This is a genomic window from Kluyvera genomosp. 2, from assembly GCF_036759865.1.
Classification (GTDB): Bacteria; Pseudomonadota; Gammaproteobacteria; order Enterobacterales; family Enterobacteriaceae; genus Kluyvera; species Kluyvera ascorbata_B.
Genome location: NZ_JAPKIA010000016.1, coordinates 112,024 through 124,593 on the forward strand (window position 1 = coordinate 112,024; position 12,570 = coordinate 124,593).

A 12,570-nucleotide genomic window follows, 5' to 3' on the forward strand; every position below is an offset into this window, starting at 1 on the left:
ACTCAGTGAGTTCGACTCATTGCGGCTGCGTTCGTCCTGCGAACGGCCGCGACTACTATCCGGAGAACGCTATGTCTGCCGCCCACGTCCATGAAACGCTGGCCCCGCTGCTGAGCGAAGTTGCTTCCCGCAGCGCCGATTTTGAGCATCAACGTCATATTTCTGACGACATCATTGCCCGCTTCAAACAGGTGGGCGTTTACCGGGCGCTGGTGCCGAAAATCTACGGCGGCGACGAATGCACGCCCGCGCAGTTTTGTGAATTGATTGAACAGATAGCCACCGCCGACGGCTCGGCGGGCTGGGTAGCCAGTTTCGGTATGAGCCCGTTCTACCTTGGCGCACTGCCGGTGGAAACGTTGCAGGAACTCTATCGCGATGGCCCGGACGTGGTCTTCGCGGGCGGCATTTTTCCGACGCAGAAAGCGCGTCAGGTCGACGGCGGTTACCGGGTCAGCGGACGCTGGAGTTTTGCCAGCGGCAGTATGGGGGCGTCGGTGCTGGGAGTGGGGATTCTGCCGGACGGCGAACAGCCTCTGCCGCGCATGGCGGTGCTGCCGCGCGCCAGCGTCCAGATAGACCCGGTGTGGGATACCGTCGGCCTCGCCGGAACCGGCAGTCACGACCTGCTGGTTGACGACGCGTTTGTTCCGGACGCGTGGACCTTTATTCACGGCGGCACGCTGAATCTGGAAGGGCCGCTGTACCGCTACCCGGTGCTGTCGCTGGCGACGCAGGTGCTCTCCGTTGTGTCGCTCGGCGTGGCCCGCGCCGCGCTTAATGAAATTTATGCCATCGCCCATCGCCAGCAGTCGGTGACCGGTGCGCCGCGTCTGGCCGACCGCCCGCAGGCGCAGATGCAGATTGCCCGCTGTGAAGCCGATCTGCGCGCTGCTCGCGCCTGGTTTTATGACGCCATTGATGATGTCTGGCAACGCCTGCTCGCCGGGGACGATCCCAGCTGCGAACAGGTCAACGCGCTACGGCTTTCTTCCACCCACGTGACGCGCGTTGCGGCCGACGTGGCGCGCCAGGCGCTGGCGCTCAACGGAATGGGCGGGGTCGCCATGACCAGCCCGCTACAGCGCTACGTCCGCGACACGATGGTGATTACCCAACATGCCTTTATGGGCGACCTCTCGTATCTCAATGCGGGCACGGTCTTTTTCGGCGGTAAACCGCTGCCGGGTTACCTGTGATTGTTAATTAAGGAGCAACAAATGAGCCAATCCAACAAATTACGCGTGCTGTTTTGTATCGGCGTAAACCAGAACTTCTTTGACGCCAGCGCGGCAGAAGCCAAGCAGGTATGGGCCGCCTTCGGCGTGATGATGAAAGGGATGGAAGAGACGCCGGGAATTTCGGTTATCGGCAATATGGATGACGACCAACTGATGGTTGGCCCGTCAACGACCGCCCCGTGGACAACCTATGTGCTGGCCGATGCGCAGGCGCTGGAGAACGTCGCTGCGGTCTGCAATTTGTTCCGCACGACGCCGGTGGGCGACAGCGGCAGCAAGCTGTGGAAGTACTGCAAAATTGAAGCCCGCGTCGGGCGCGAACTGATCATTCAGGGTTAACGGAGCGCGTGATGACTTCTCAGGATGCGCTGCGCCTACAGCAGCTTGAAGATCAGCAGGCCGCGCGGGTGTGCATTAGCCAGTATATGCATCTTTGCGATCGGCTGGATGATGCCGACACCGTTCACGCTATTGGCGCACTGTTCAGCGTTGACGCCTGCTGGGAAGGCGTTGGCGAACCTTACGCCGCCCGCCTGGGGCGTCATCAGGGGCGCGAAGCCATCGTCGGCATGATGGCGGGCTATGTCCGTCAGCCAGCACATTTCGCCATGAATGCACATTTCCTGTGCTCCGAGGCGCTCAGCATCACGGCCAGCGGCGATTTGCACGGCCGCTGGCTGATGCTGCAGACCTCAGCCTTTAACGCCGGCGGGGCGCACCTTAACGCCGCCGAGCTGAACGTCACCTTTCGGCGCGAGGCGGGGGAGATGGTGATGCGTCATTTTACCACCCGCAACCTGTTTAGCCGCCCCGTAACGCACTGGCACGCCGAAGATTTACTCCCCGTGCCGGATCAACATCAGACCGTCGCAGACGTGCAGGAGAATGGACATGCAGTGTGACCACCTCATTAAGGTAAAAAATATCGATGCCGCCGCGCCCATCGCGCCGAGCCGTGAACAGATTGCCGCGCTGGTCCAGCATGACCGCGTGCATACCTCGCTGTATAACTCGGAAACGCTGTTCGGCCTGGAGTTGGACCGCATTTTCAGCAAAACCTGGGTCTGGGTCGCGCATGCCAGCGAAATCCCGGAGACGGGCAGCTTTAAGACCACGGAAATCGGCACGCAGCCGGTGATCGTGGTTCGCGACCGCAAAGGCAACGTGCACACGTTGCTTAACCGCTGCCGCCATCGTGCGGCCACCGTCTGCGAGCATCGCAGCGGTAAAACGAACAGCTTCGTTTGCCCCTACCACGGTTGGGGCTACGCGCTCGATGGCAGCCTGCGCGGCGTACCGCATCCGGAAAGCTATGCCGACCAGCTAGAAAAAGGCGCGCTAGGGCTGGTTTCGCTGCGTACCGAACAGTATGCCGGCATGATTTTCGCCACTTTTAACGAGCATATCGAACCGCTGGACGATTTCCTCGGCGCGGCGAAAAAGTGGATGGACCTGTTTATGAAGCAGGGCGCGGGCTTCCCGATCAAAACCGGCCCCGCGCACCGTTTCCGCTTTCCCGGCAACTGGAAAATTCAGCTGGAAAATACCACCGACGGCTATCACTTCCCGGTGGTTCATCGCTCATTTTTAAGCTCGGTCGATAAGCAGACCGAAGAGATGCTCAACTTTGTTGATGGCAGCGGCTACGTCGAAGATCTCGGTAACGGCCACAGCGTGATGGTGATGATCCCGGAGCTGGTGGATCTGGAGGCCAATCTGGATTCGCCGATTCCGGAGCGCTTTGTTGAGTTAGCCGATGCGCTGCGAGCTGAATATGACGAGACGCAGGTCAGGCGCATCGTACGCGCGGTCGGTGGCTCCGGTTTCAACCTCAATATTTTCCCTAACATTGCCTGTTCAATGGCCTTTTTCCGCGTCCTGCAGCCGGTATCGGTGAACGAAACCGAAATTCACCACGCGGTGATCACCATGGACGGTGGACCGGAAATGGCCAACCAGGCGCGGCTGCGCCTGCACGAGCACTTCCAGGGGCCGATGGGCTTCGGCACGCCGGATGACTCTGAGGCCTGGGAGCGCGTGCAGCGCGGGGCCACCGCCGGTGACGATCTGTGGATCATGCTGAACCGTGGCCTGGCCGGTGAGTACCGCACTGACGACGGCCTGCGTAGCGACGTCAGCGCCGAAACCGGCATGCGTGCGGCCTATCAGCAGTGGAAAAAATTAATGACGGAGAACGCGTAGATGACAACCGAGGAGTCCGTACTGTTTAACGCCATCGCACTGATCAATCTGGAAGGCGATCTTCTCGATCAGGGGGAATTCGACGGCTGGCTGGATCTCTGGCTACCGGAAGGCCTTTACGTGGTGCCGATCGATCCGCAGGAGACTGATTTTAAAAACACGCTCAATTACGCCTGCGATGACCATGATATGCGCGCCCGGCGAGTGAAGCGCTTGTACAGCGGCGAGTCGATTTCAACGACCCCACGTGCGCGCACGCTGCGCACGCTATCGCGTTTCCGCCTGCTGGAGGCGGGAGAACATCAGGTGGTGGTACGCGGCGCGCAGTCGCTGTGGGAGCACCGTAAAGGGCACAGCCGCCACTATGCGGCCGATATCACCTGGCATCTGGTGCCGCAGGCGCAGGGATGGCGCATTCAGCAGAAGGTGATTCGCCTGGTCAACAGCGACGATGTGCTGCACAGCATCGGCTACATCCTGTGAGGAACCGTCCATGATGCAAACCGTATTAGTCACCGGCGCAGCCGCCGGTCTGGGCAATGTGATTGCTGGCCACCTGCTGGAGCAGGGGTTCCAGGTGGTATTGACCGACGTCGACGCGGCCCGTGCGCAGGCGGCGGCAGAAACGCTCGACAGCGACCGTGTGCTGGCGATGGGGTTGGATATTTGTCGACCGGATGATTTTACTCGTGCGCTGGGCGCTACCGAGGCGCGGTTCGGCAGTCTTCAGGTGCTGGTGAACAATGCTGCACTGACGCTGGCAACCCCGGTCATGGACATCACGGTAGACGAATTTGACCGGGTGATGACCACCAACCTGCGCGGGACTTTCGTCGGCTGTCAGACGATGGGGCGCTACTTTGCCCGTCGTGGCTATGGCCGGATTATCAACCTGGCGTCGCTGGCCGGGCAGAACGGCGGCACCGCTTCCGGGGCGCACTACGCAGCGTCGAAAGGCGGCATCCTGACGCTGACCAAAATTTTCGCCCGTGAGCTGGCCAAATCTGGCGTCACCGTTAACGCCATCGCGCCAGGGCCGATTGATTCACCGGCGGTTCACGCGCTGGTGCCGGAAGAAAAGCTGGCAGGGCTGCTGCAAATGATCCCGGTTGGTGCACTCGGCGAGGCGGAATTTGTTGCCCGAGCGGTTGCGCTATTGGCAGACCAACAGGCGTCGTTTGTCACCGGGGCAACCTGGGACATTAACGGCGGGCTGTTTATGCGTTAAGGGGGAACGTCATGCTGACATTACAGATTGTTCACCGTGAGCTGCACGGCGAGGTTGTGCTCTTGACGCTGGCTCACCCGGATGGCCGGGCGTTACCGGCGTTCAGTGCCGGGGCGCATATCGATGTGCATTTGAGTGACGAACTGGTGCGCCCCTATTCGCTATGCGGCGATCCGCAGCAGCGCAATTGCTACCAGCTTGGCATATTGAAAGACCGCCAATCGCAGGGCGGGTCGCTGGCGGCGCACGCCTTGCGCGAAGGGGATGACATCCGGGTGAGCGAGCCGCGTAATCTGTTCGCCCTGGATGCGCAGGCTACACATAGCCTGTTGATTGGTGGCGGCATCGGTATTACGCCGATGCTGGCAATGGCGGAGGAGTTACGTGCCGCCGGGCGCTCATTCAGCCTGCACTACTGCGCCAAATCGCGCGCAGAGGCGGCGTTTGCCGCACATCTGGAGGCAGCGGCCTATGCGCCGCAGGTTCACATGCATTTCAGCGACGAGCAGCGAATTCACCTCGATGCGGTTTTGTGCGACGTGCCTGAGGGGACGCACGTTTACGTCTGCGGCCCCGCGCGGCTGATGGATGCCGTGAGCGAACGGGCGGCGGCGCTGGGCTATGCACCGGATCGGGTTCATCAGGAGTGCTTCAGCGCTGAGGTCAACAGCGGCGGCCAGCCGTTTGAGGTCGTGGCCGCCGCCAGCGGTATGACCGTGCAGGTGGCGAGCCATCAAACCATCGTCGAGGCGCTGGCGTTGGCGGGGCTGAAGGTGTGCGTTTCCTGTAAGCAGGGGATCTGCGGCAGCTGCCTGACTGACGTGCTGGAAGGCGAACCGGACCACCGTGACCACTATCTGACCGACGACGAAAAGGCCGACGGCGACCAGATTTTACTGTGCTGTTCCCGCGCTAAAAGCGCCCGTCTGATTATCGATCTTTGAGGATCTCGCTATGTCTCTGCAAATCGAATTTCGTAACGCCATGGCGCAGCTCGGCAGCGCGGTATCGGTGATTACCACCGATGGCCCGGCGGGCAAGTTTGGCTTTACCGCCTCTGCCGTGTGCAGCGTCACCGACCAGCCGCCGACTTTGCTGGTCTGTATGAATCGTCACTCGTTTGCTCACGCGCACTTTAAGCGCAACGGCGCGCTGTGCGTCAACGTGCTCTCCAGCGAACACCAGACGCTGTCCGGCATTTTTGCCAACGCCAGCCTGCGTTCCGAGGAGCGTTTCTGCCATGACAGCTGGCAGGTGTTAGCCAGCGGCGCACCGGTGCTCCGTTCGGCGGTCGCCAGCTTCGACTGCCTGATTGATGACTGCCATGAAGTCGGCAGCCATTCGGTCTTTTACTGTCGGGTCCAGGCGATTCGCTGCAGCGAGCAGCCGCGCGGGCTGGTCTATTTTAACCGTCGCTATCACGCGGTCGGACACGAGGCATAACGTCAAGAGGGGGAACGCCGGATGAGTAATGTCGTTTCTGCAACTGCGCTCACGACCGCTGATGCGCGGCGCGATGCCCAGCAAATGCGCAAACTGGTGATGGCATCCGTATTGGGCAACGCGCTGGAATGGTATGACTTCTTTCTCTATGGAACCGCGGCGGCGCTGGTGTTCGGCCCGCTCTTTTTCCCGGTCGGCGGCGATCCGCTACAGGGCACGTTGCTGGCGTTTTCCGGGTTTGCGGTAGGCTTTCTGGCGCGTCCGCTGGGCGGCATCGTCTTTGGTCACATTGGCGATCGCTATAGTCGCAAAATGACCCTGATTATGACCCTGACGCTGATGGGGGCTACCACCTTTGTGATTGGCCTGCTGCCGACCTACGCGCAGGTGGGGATCTGGGCGCCGCTGGCGCTGATTATTCTGCGTTTCTTACAGGGTGTGGCCTCCGGCGGCGAATGGGGCGGCGGAGTGCTGATGCTGAGCGAGAACGCGCCCGCCTCGCGCCGTGGCTTTTACACCGCGTGGAGCCAGATGGGCGTCTCTGGCGGCTTCGTGCTGTCGGCCTTTGCCTTCTATCTGGTGCAGCAGCTTCCGGAGAGTGATTTTATGCGCTGGGGCTGGCGCGTGCCGTTTGTACTCAGCATCGTCATCTTCCTGGTGGGGATCTATATCCGCAAGAACATCCGTGAGAGCCGGGCTTTTGTGCAGGCAAAACCGGAAGATGGGCATGAAAAAATCCCGCTGCTGGTTATCGTGCGCGAGCACCCTAAAGCGCTGCTGCAGGCCATTGCGCTGCGGCTGCCGGAAAACGGCGCCTCCTATATTTTCTTTACCTTTTCAGTGGTGTACGCCAAACACATCGGCATCGGCACCGGTGAGATCATCAGCGCCGTGACGCTGGCGATGCTGGTAGAGTTCTTCTCGATTTTATTCTGGGGCGCGCTGTCGGATCGCATTGGCCTGAAGCCGGTTTATTACATCGGTGTTATCGGTCTGCTGGTGATGGCGTTCCCCTTCTTCTGGCTGCTTTCCACCGGCAGCTACCCGGCAATTATGCTGGCCATGTTCCTCGGTCTGCCGGTCTGTCACGGCGCGATGATTGGCACCCAGCCGTGCATCATGAGCGATCTTTTTCCGGTGCGCGTGCGCTATTCCGGACTGGCGCTGGGCCATGAGGTGGGGTCGATCTTTTCAGGCGGGCTGGGCCCGATGCTGGCGGTCGCGCTGCTGATGGCCTTCGATGCGTCGTGGCCGGTCTCTCTGCTGCTGGTGGGCTATGCGCTGTTGGCGTGGGTGGCGCTGATCGGCCTGCCTGCGGCGAAATCACAACCTATTCATGCTGGAGTCACGGATGTTAACGATTGAATCACTGACCTGCTGGCTGGTGGACATTCCCACCGTTCGCCCGCACAAGCTGTCGATGGCGACGATGGGCTGCCAGACGCTAACCCTGGTGCGGGTGCAGTGCGCTGAGGGCGTAGTCGGCTGGGGCGAAGCCACCACTATTGGCGGCCTGAGCTACGGTGCGGAAAGCCCGGAGGCTATTCGCTCGGCGATGGAAACTTACCTGGCGCCGCTGCTCTGCGGGCAGCGGTTTAGCGGCGTGGCGTCGCTGGCCGAGAAGATGAACGCCAGCGTAAAGGGCAATACGTTCGCCAAATCGGCACTGGAAACGGCGTTTCTTGATGCGCAAGGGAAGCTACTGGGTCTGCCGGTGAGCGCGCTGCTAGGCGGCGCGCTGTGCGAACGTCTTCCGGTGCTGTGGACGCTGGCCAGCGGCGATACCGGTAAAGATATCGAAGAGGGCAAACGCCTGCTGGCGGAAGGGCGGCACGATACCTTCAAACTGAAAATTGGTGCCCGATCGCTGAAAACCGATATCGCCCATGCGCTGGCGATTAAGGCGGCGTTGGGCGATGCGGTAAGCGTTCGCGTGGACGTCAATCAGGCGTGGGATTTTACTACCGCCGTTAACGGAATGCGTCAGCTTCAGGACGGCGGTATCGATCTGGTCGAGCAGCCGATTCCGCTATGGGACCGCGCCGGACTGATTGCCCTGAGCCAGCGCTTTACGCTGCCTGTCCTTGCCGATGAGGCGGTCGCGACCGGTCACGATGGCTATGCGTTGGCCAGCGGCGGCTTCACCGGTGCCTACGCCTTAAAAATCGCCAAAGCCGGCGGCCCGGCGCAGGCGCTTAAGCTTGCGCACATCGCGCAGGCCGCCGGTGTGGCGCTGTACGGCGGCACCATGCTGGAAGGCACGCTCGGCACGGTTGCGTCGCTACACGCCTGGTCGACCGTCAACCTGCAGTGGGGGACCGAGATGTTTGGCCCGCTGCTGCTGAAAGACGACGTCGTGACGCAGCCGCTGTCGTTCAGCGACGGGCAGGTCACCCTGCCGCAAGGGCCTGGCCTGGGCGTCGAGATTGATGAAGAAAAACTGCGTTATTACGCCCGACATTAAAGGATATTCGCATGCTGTTTAAAGTTGAAATGACCGTCAATATTCCGCTGTCGCTACCCGCTGAGCAGGTCGATGAGATCAAAGCGCAAGAAAAGGCATACTCCCAGCGCCTGCAGCGTGAGGGGAAGTGGCTGCATATCTGGCGGGTCGCCGGGCTGTACGCCAACGTCAGCATTTTTGACGTGGCGGATAACCAGGAACTGCACGATCTGTTAACGGCGCTACCGCTGTATCCGTTTATGACGATCGGCGTGCAGCCGCTGTGCCGTCATCCCTCGTCAATTCACTAACAACACACCTTACCCTACAAAAAAAGAGGAACACGCAATGTCCGTTAATCCTGCAAAACAGAGCGAACTGGAGTCTCTGCTGGCGATCAGCAGCGGCCTGAATGCCGAACTCGGCAACGACCGTTTTAAAGCCATTATGTATCAGGTACTGAGCGACCTGTGCCAGACCATTAAGAAATTTGATATCAGTGATGAAGAGTTCTGGCTGGCGGTGAACTATCTCAACGCGCTGGGCGAGCGTAAAGAGGCCGCGCTGCTGGCCGCCGGGTTGGGACTGGAGCATTACCTCGATATGCGCGCGGACGAAAAAGAGGCGGCCGAGGGTCTTGATGTGGGCACGCCGCGCACGATTGAAGGGCCGCTGTACGTGGCCGGTGCGCCGCTCAGCAAAGGATTTGCGCGAATGGACGACGGCAGCGAGGCGGGGGAGCCGATGTGGCTGCACGGGCGGGTGACCCGTCACGACGGCCAGCCGGTGGCGGGGGCGATCGTGGACATCTGGCACGCCAATACGCTCGGCGGCTATTCGTTCTTCGATCAATCACAAAGCGAATATCACCTGCGTCGGCGGGTTGAAACCGACGCCGAGGGGCGCTATGCCGTTCGCAGCATCGTACCGTGCGGCTACGGCTGCCCGCCGGATGGCCCAACGCAGAAGCTGCTCAACCAGTTGGGCCGTCATGGGAATCGCCCGGCACACGTGCACTTCTTTGTTTCCGCGCCGGGATACAAGCACCTGACCACGCAGATTAACCTCAACGGCGACGCCTACCTGTGGGATGATTTTGCCTTTGCCACGCGCGAAGAGCTGATCGCCGATCCGCTGAAAATCACCGACGGCCAGCTGGCGCAGGCGCGCGATATTCCTGTGCCGCACACCGAGGTCAGCTTCGACTTCGTGCTGGTGGCCGCCACGCAGCGCGATGAAGAACAGCGCGGTAAACGCGCGCGCGTGATGGAGTAAACGAGGACGGCGCGCGGGCTGCGCGCGCCGGGACGTTGCTTTGCTCGCTACTGCGCGGCGAGAGCCTGCGCGATCCAGCCGTCGTAGGTGGTCTGATGGGCGTGAATCCAGCCGTCGACGTGGCGCTGAATATCGGCCGCGCTAGATTCGCCCTGGTGCATCCGCTGATTTTGCGCGTTGACGTCGGCCAGCGGCAGCTTCGCGACGGCGAACAGTTTTGCCGCCGCCGGGTTTTTGGCCGCCCACGCTTTGTTGGCAACGATGTATTCATTGTTAACCGCGAAGCCATAATTCTTGCCGTTGGCTAATGCGGTATTTTGTTCTTTGAATTGCCCCGGGTTGGCGGAGTGCGGAACGGTTAACCACACTACGTCGGTCCCGGGCTTCAGCTCATCGCTTACCCAGTAGGGCGTCCAGGTATAATACAGTACGGGTTTACCGGCTTTATAGCGCGTAAGGGTATCGGCAATAATCGCGGAGTAGTTTCCCTGATTCTGGGTCACCGTATTGCTCAGACCATAGGCCTTTATTTGCGTATCAATCACGGAACCGCACACCCATCCTGGATTACAGCCGGCTAAATCAGCTTTACCGTCACCGTCCGCATCAAATAATTTCGCCAGCTGCGGGTCCTTGAGCTGGGAAATATCGCTAATGTGGTATTTATCGGCAGTTTTTTTGTCAATTAAATATCCCTGGGCAGCATTGCTGATATACGTGCCTTGACGGTAGAACGTGGCATCACCGCCGCGGGCGTCATACATATTCTGCTGCATCGGCAGCCAGCTAACGGCCATATAAGTGGCATCTCCGGCGGCAACTGCCGTATAGGCGACGTTATATTCCACTTCTTCCGTCGGGGCAACGTCATAGCCAAGCTGCTTCAGCGCGCGGTTGATAAGCGCAGTCTGAAACGTTTCTTCCGGTAGGGTGCTTTGCACGGGGTGAACGGTGATGCCGGTACCCGGAAGGCTGGCGGCAAAAAGCGTCGGTGAGGTGAACAGCGCGGCCAGCGTCAGCGCGCGCAACGTGGGTGTTTGCATCATAGTGACCTTGTTATTTTGGTGTGTTAAGCCAGAGGCGGCAGATTATTTCCGCGAGCACGACAACGGAAATAAAGAGAGGTCTGACGAATACGTCCTCCTGATATTTATAACAATTATTTAACACTAACATAATGCGTCGGGTAGGCAAGCCGTAATAGTGCGGATACGCTTATTCTGGAGCTAAGGATAATCTGAAAATAAAGGCTGAAAGCGTGCGCTATAGAGCGGTGAATACGAGGAATGACGGATATCGGACGCTATTTATCAGCGATATAGTCGAGAACATCATTCCCCTGAACGCCGCGGACGGTGAGGGGAAGGGGTGACGGCGGTATCGACGTGAGTGACCGCGCGATATCGAAGATTTCTCACAGGATGTGGGGTTAGAAGATGAAAACAGCACGTATGCTTTGCCTGGCGCTGGCAGGCCTGACGTTTGCGGGGAGCGCGCAGGCGGAAAAGGGCGCATCGTCGGGAAGAATTCACTTTGTCGGCCAGATTGTTGAAGGCGGCTGCGGCGTGACGGCCGCACGCGAGGGGCTGGAGATCGCTTGTTATCGCAGCGGCGAACATCGGGTGCAGCAGGTGGCGCTGACCGCCTCGGCAGATACACCGTTGATGCGCAGCGTCGGTACCGTTAGCCATCGCACGCTGCCGGGTGACCCGCAGTTACAAGAAGTGGTTATTCAGTATCTGTAAGCGCTCTTTATAATGGCTATTGCGGCGGCGCGTGCTCAGCTTCGCGCAGCGCGCCCGGCGAATGGCCGACCACTCGTTTAAATGCCCGGCTGAACGCGGCCACCGAGCCGTAGCCGAGCTTCAGGGCGACGGTTTCGATCGCCTGCTGTTCCTGGCCAATATACTGAACGGCCAGTCGCATTCGCAGTTCGCCAAGGTACTTTGCCGGCGTCGTGCCGGTGGCGGACAGAAAGCGCTCGGCGAATACCGAACGCGAAGTGCCTGCCTCTTTCGCCAGATCGGCTACGCTCCAGTTGAGGCCGGGCCGTTGATGCATGGCATAGATAGCCCGGCTCAGGCGCGGATCGCGCAGCACCTGCACCCAGCCGCTGGCTTTACCGCACCCGGCTTCGACCCACCCACGCACAATCAATGCGGCCACGACGTCGGCTAGCCGGGCGAGTATCCCGGCAAACCCAACCTGGCGACTCAACGATTCCCGCTCCATCGCGGACAACAGCGCCTGTATTTCCGGCCGGGAAGACATCAGGCTGCTGACCATCATCACTTCCGGCATGGCTTTCACCAGCGGCTGCATGCCGCCGAGTTCGAAATTCATACACCCGGTAAAAATGACGACATTCTCACCCTCAGGGCAATGCGGACAGTGGATATCGTGGACCTGGCTGCAGATCGGCTCACTGGGGTAATCGGTGATGGGCGTAACGGTGGCGGCATCGTCAGAAAGCAGGGCATGGCCTTCGCCGTTGGGAATAAACACCGCATCGCCGCTGTTTAAGGTAAAGCGTGAACCGCTCTGCATTTGCAGAATCGCGGGCCCCCGACTGACAAAATGGAACTGGGCTTTGCCGGCAACGTCGCCGAAAGAGACGCCAAACGGCGAGCTGGCCTCAAAACGACGATAGTTGACGCCGGAGAGACGCATGCCGCGCAGCAGTTCGCTAATCATATCAGGGGTATTCAGTGACATTGTCGCAACTCCGGACGAATTAT

At 60.1% G+C, this 12,570-nt stretch carries 15 protein-coding genes; 13 read left to right on the forward strand and 2 right to left on the reverse strand.

What is annotated here, in order from left to right; all coding sequences use genetic code 11:
• The first annotated feature begins 71 nt into the window (after nucleotides 1-71).
• From V6942_RS17680 to catA, 12 genes are all read left to right on the forward strand, one after another.
• Nucleotides 72-1,199, forward strand: coding sequence for an acyl-CoA dehydrogenase family protein (locus V6942_RS17680; RefSeq protein WP_333501572.1), 1,128 nt, complete (start codon nucleotides 72-74; stop codon nucleotides 1,197-1,199).
• A gap of 21 nt (nucleotides 1,200-1,220) precedes the next feature.
• Nucleotides 1,221-1,580, forward strand: coding sequence for an IacB protein (locus V6942_RS17685; protein WP_106930298.1), 360 nt, complete (start codon nucleotides 1,221-1,223; stop codon nucleotides 1,578-1,580).
• Between the two features lie 11 nt (nucleotides 1,581-1,591).
• Complete coding sequence (locus tag V6942_RS17690; RefSeq protein WP_106930296.1) at nucleotides 1,592-2,143, forward strand: nuclear transport factor 2 family protein; 552 nt, start codon at nucleotides 1,592-1,594, stop codon at nucleotides 2,141-2,143.
• Nucleotides 2,133-3,443, forward strand: a complete 1,311-nt coding sequence (locus V6942_RS17695) for an aromatic ring-hydroxylating dioxygenase subunit alpha (RefSeq protein WP_333501573.1) — start codon at nucleotides 2,133-2,135, stop codon at nucleotides 3,441-3,443. The genes V6942_RS17690 and V6942_RS17695 overlap by 11 nt, the downstream gene beginning before the upstream one ends.
• Nucleotides 3,444-3,926: an aromatic-ring-hydroxylating dioxygenase subunit beta gene (locus tag V6942_RS17700; RefSeq protein WP_106930292.1), complete on the forward strand. Its 483-nt coding sequence runs from the start codon at nucleotides 3,444-3,446 to the stop codon at nucleotides 3,924-3,926.
• A 10-nt stretch (nucleotides 3,927-3,936) separates the two neighbouring features.
• Nucleotides 3,937-4,671: an SDR family NAD(P)-dependent oxidoreductase gene (locus V6942_RS17705; RefSeq protein WP_333501574.1), complete on the forward strand. Its 735-nt coding sequence runs from the start codon at nucleotides 3,937-3,939 to the stop codon at nucleotides 4,669-4,671.
• Nucleotides 4,672-4,682: 11 nt separating this feature from the next.
• Nucleotides 4,683-5,615 carry a PDR/VanB family oxidoreductase gene (locus V6942_RS17710; protein ID WP_333501575.1) on the forward strand — a complete coding sequence of 311 codons (933 nt, stop codon included), beginning with the start codon at nucleotides 4,683-4,685 and terminating at the stop codon, nucleotides 5,613-5,615.
• Nucleotides 5,616-5,625: 10 nt separating this feature from the next.
• Nucleotides 5,626-6,114: a flavin reductase gene (locus tag V6942_RS17715; RefSeq protein ID WP_106930286.1), complete on the forward strand. Its 489-nt coding sequence runs from the start codon at nucleotides 5,626-5,628 to the stop codon at nucleotides 6,112-6,114.
• Nucleotides 6,115-6,198: 84 nt separating this feature from the next.
• Entirely contained in the window at nucleotides 6,199-7,479 is a 1,281-nt protein-coding gene (locus tag V6942_RS17720; RefSeq protein ID WP_420107855.1) for an MFS transporter, read from the forward strand.
• On the forward strand, nucleotides 7,466-8,578 hold the full coding sequence (locus tag V6942_RS17725; protein ID WP_333501577.1) for a muconate/chloromuconate family cycloisomerase: 1,113 nt from the start codon (nucleotides 7,466-7,468) through the stop codon (nucleotides 8,576-8,578). Before V6942_RS17720 ends, V6942_RS17725 begins: the two co-directional genes overlap by 14 nt.
• Nucleotides 8,579-8,589: 11 nt before the next feature.
• Complete coding sequence (gene catC, locus V6942_RS17730; protein ID WP_333501578.1) at nucleotides 8,590-8,868, forward strand: muconolactone Delta-isomerase; 279 nt, start codon at nucleotides 8,590-8,592, stop codon at nucleotides 8,866-8,868.
• Nucleotides 8,869-8,905: 37 nt separating this feature from the next.
• Nucleotides 8,906-9,832 carry a catechol 1,2-dioxygenase gene (catA, locus tag V6942_RS17735; protein ID WP_333501579.1) on the forward strand — a complete coding sequence of 309 codons (927 nt, stop codon included), beginning with the start codon at nucleotides 8,906-8,908 and terminating at the stop codon, nucleotides 9,830-9,832.
• A 47-nt stretch (nucleotides 9,833-9,879) separates the two neighbouring features.
• On the opposite strand, the gene proX is transcribed toward catA, so the two are convergent.
• Nucleotides 9,880-10,875, reverse strand: a complete 996-nt coding sequence (gene proX, locus V6942_RS17740) for a glycine betaine/L-proline ABC transporter substrate-binding protein ProX (RefSeq protein ID WP_420107856.1) — start codon at nucleotides 10,873-10,875, stop codon at nucleotides 9,880-9,882.
• A gap of 393 nt (nucleotides 10,876-11,268) precedes the next feature.
• Here proX and V6942_RS17745 point away from each other — a divergent pair, with 393 nt between their 5' ends.
• Nucleotides 11,269-11,577 (forward strand): hypothetical protein, encoded by a 309-nt coding sequence (locus V6942_RS17745; RefSeq protein ID WP_333501581.1) that lies wholly within the window; start codon nucleotides 11,269-11,271, stop codon nucleotides 11,575-11,577.
• A gap of 16 nt (nucleotides 11,578-11,593) precedes the next feature.
• On the opposite strand, the gene V6942_RS17750 is transcribed toward V6942_RS17745, so the two are convergent.
• Nucleotides 11,594-12,547, reverse strand: coding sequence for an AraC family transcriptional regulator (locus V6942_RS17750; protein ID WP_333501582.1), 954 nt, complete (start codon nucleotides 12,545-12,547; stop codon nucleotides 11,594-11,596).
• Between the last annotated feature and the right edge of the window lie 23 nt (nucleotides 12,548-12,570).

What these genes read in the sequence shown, in the direction of transcription:
- V6942_RS17715 (WP_106930286.1), top strand. Translation starts at nt 5,626, where the DNA reads ATGTCTCTGCAAATCGAATTTCGTAACGCCATGGCGCAGCTCGGCAGC.
- V6942_RS17710 (WP_333501575.1), top strand. Translation starts at nt 4,683, where the DNA reads ATGCTGACATTACAGATTGTTCACCGTGAGCTGCACGGCGAGGTTGTG.
- V6942_RS17690 (WP_106930296.1), top strand. Translation starts at nt 1,592, where the DNA reads ATGACTTCTCAGGATGCGCTGCGCCTACAGCAGCTTGAAGATCAGCAG.
- V6942_RS17705 (WP_333501574.1), top strand. Translation starts at nt 3,937, where the DNA reads ATGATGCAAACCGTATTAGTCACCGGCGCAGCCGCCGGTCTGGGCAAT.
- V6942_RS17700 (WP_106930292.1), top strand. Translation starts at nt 3,444, where the DNA reads ATGACAACCGAGGAGTCCGTACTGTTTAACGCCATCGCACTGATCAAT.
- proX (WP_420107856.1), bottom strand. Translation starts at nt 10,875, where the DNA reads ATGCAAACACCCACGTTGCGCGCGCTGACGCTGGCCGCGCTGTTCACC.
- V6942_RS17695 (WP_333501573.1), top strand. Translation starts at nt 2,133, where the DNA reads ATGCAGTGTGACCACCTCATTAAGGTAAAAAATATCGATGCCGCCGCG.
- V6942_RS17745 (WP_333501581.1), top strand. Translation starts at nt 11,269, where the DNA reads ATGAAAACAGCACGTATGCTTTGCCTGGCGCTGGCAGGCCTGACGTTT.
- catA (WP_333501579.1), top strand. Translation starts at nt 8,906, where the DNA reads ATGTCCGTTAATCCTGCAAAACAGAGCGAACTGGAGTCTCTGCTGGCG.
- V6942_RS17680 (WP_333501572.1), top strand. Translation starts at nt 72, where the DNA reads ATGTCTGCCGCCCACGTCCATGAAACGCTGGCCCCGCTGCTGAGCGAA.
- V6942_RS17750 (WP_333501582.1), bottom strand. Translation starts at nt 12,547, where the DNA reads ATGTCACTGAATACCCCTGATATGATTAGCGAACTGCTGCGCGGCATG.
- catC (WP_333501578.1), top strand. Translation starts at nt 8,590, where the DNA reads ATGCTGTTTAAAGTTGAAATGACCGTCAATATTCCGCTGTCGCTACCC.
- V6942_RS17685 (WP_106930298.1), top strand. Translation starts at nt 1,221, where the DNA reads ATGAGCCAATCCAACAAATTACGCGTGCTGTTTTGTATCGGCGTAAAC.
- V6942_RS17725 (WP_333501577.1), top strand. Translation starts at nt 7,466, where the DNA reads ATGTTAACGATTGAATCACTGACCTGCTGGCTGGTGGACATTCCCACC.
- V6942_RS17720 (WP_420107855.1), top strand. Translation starts at nt 6,199, where the DNA reads ATGCGCAAACTGGTGATGGCATCCGTATTGGGCAACGCGCTGGAATGG.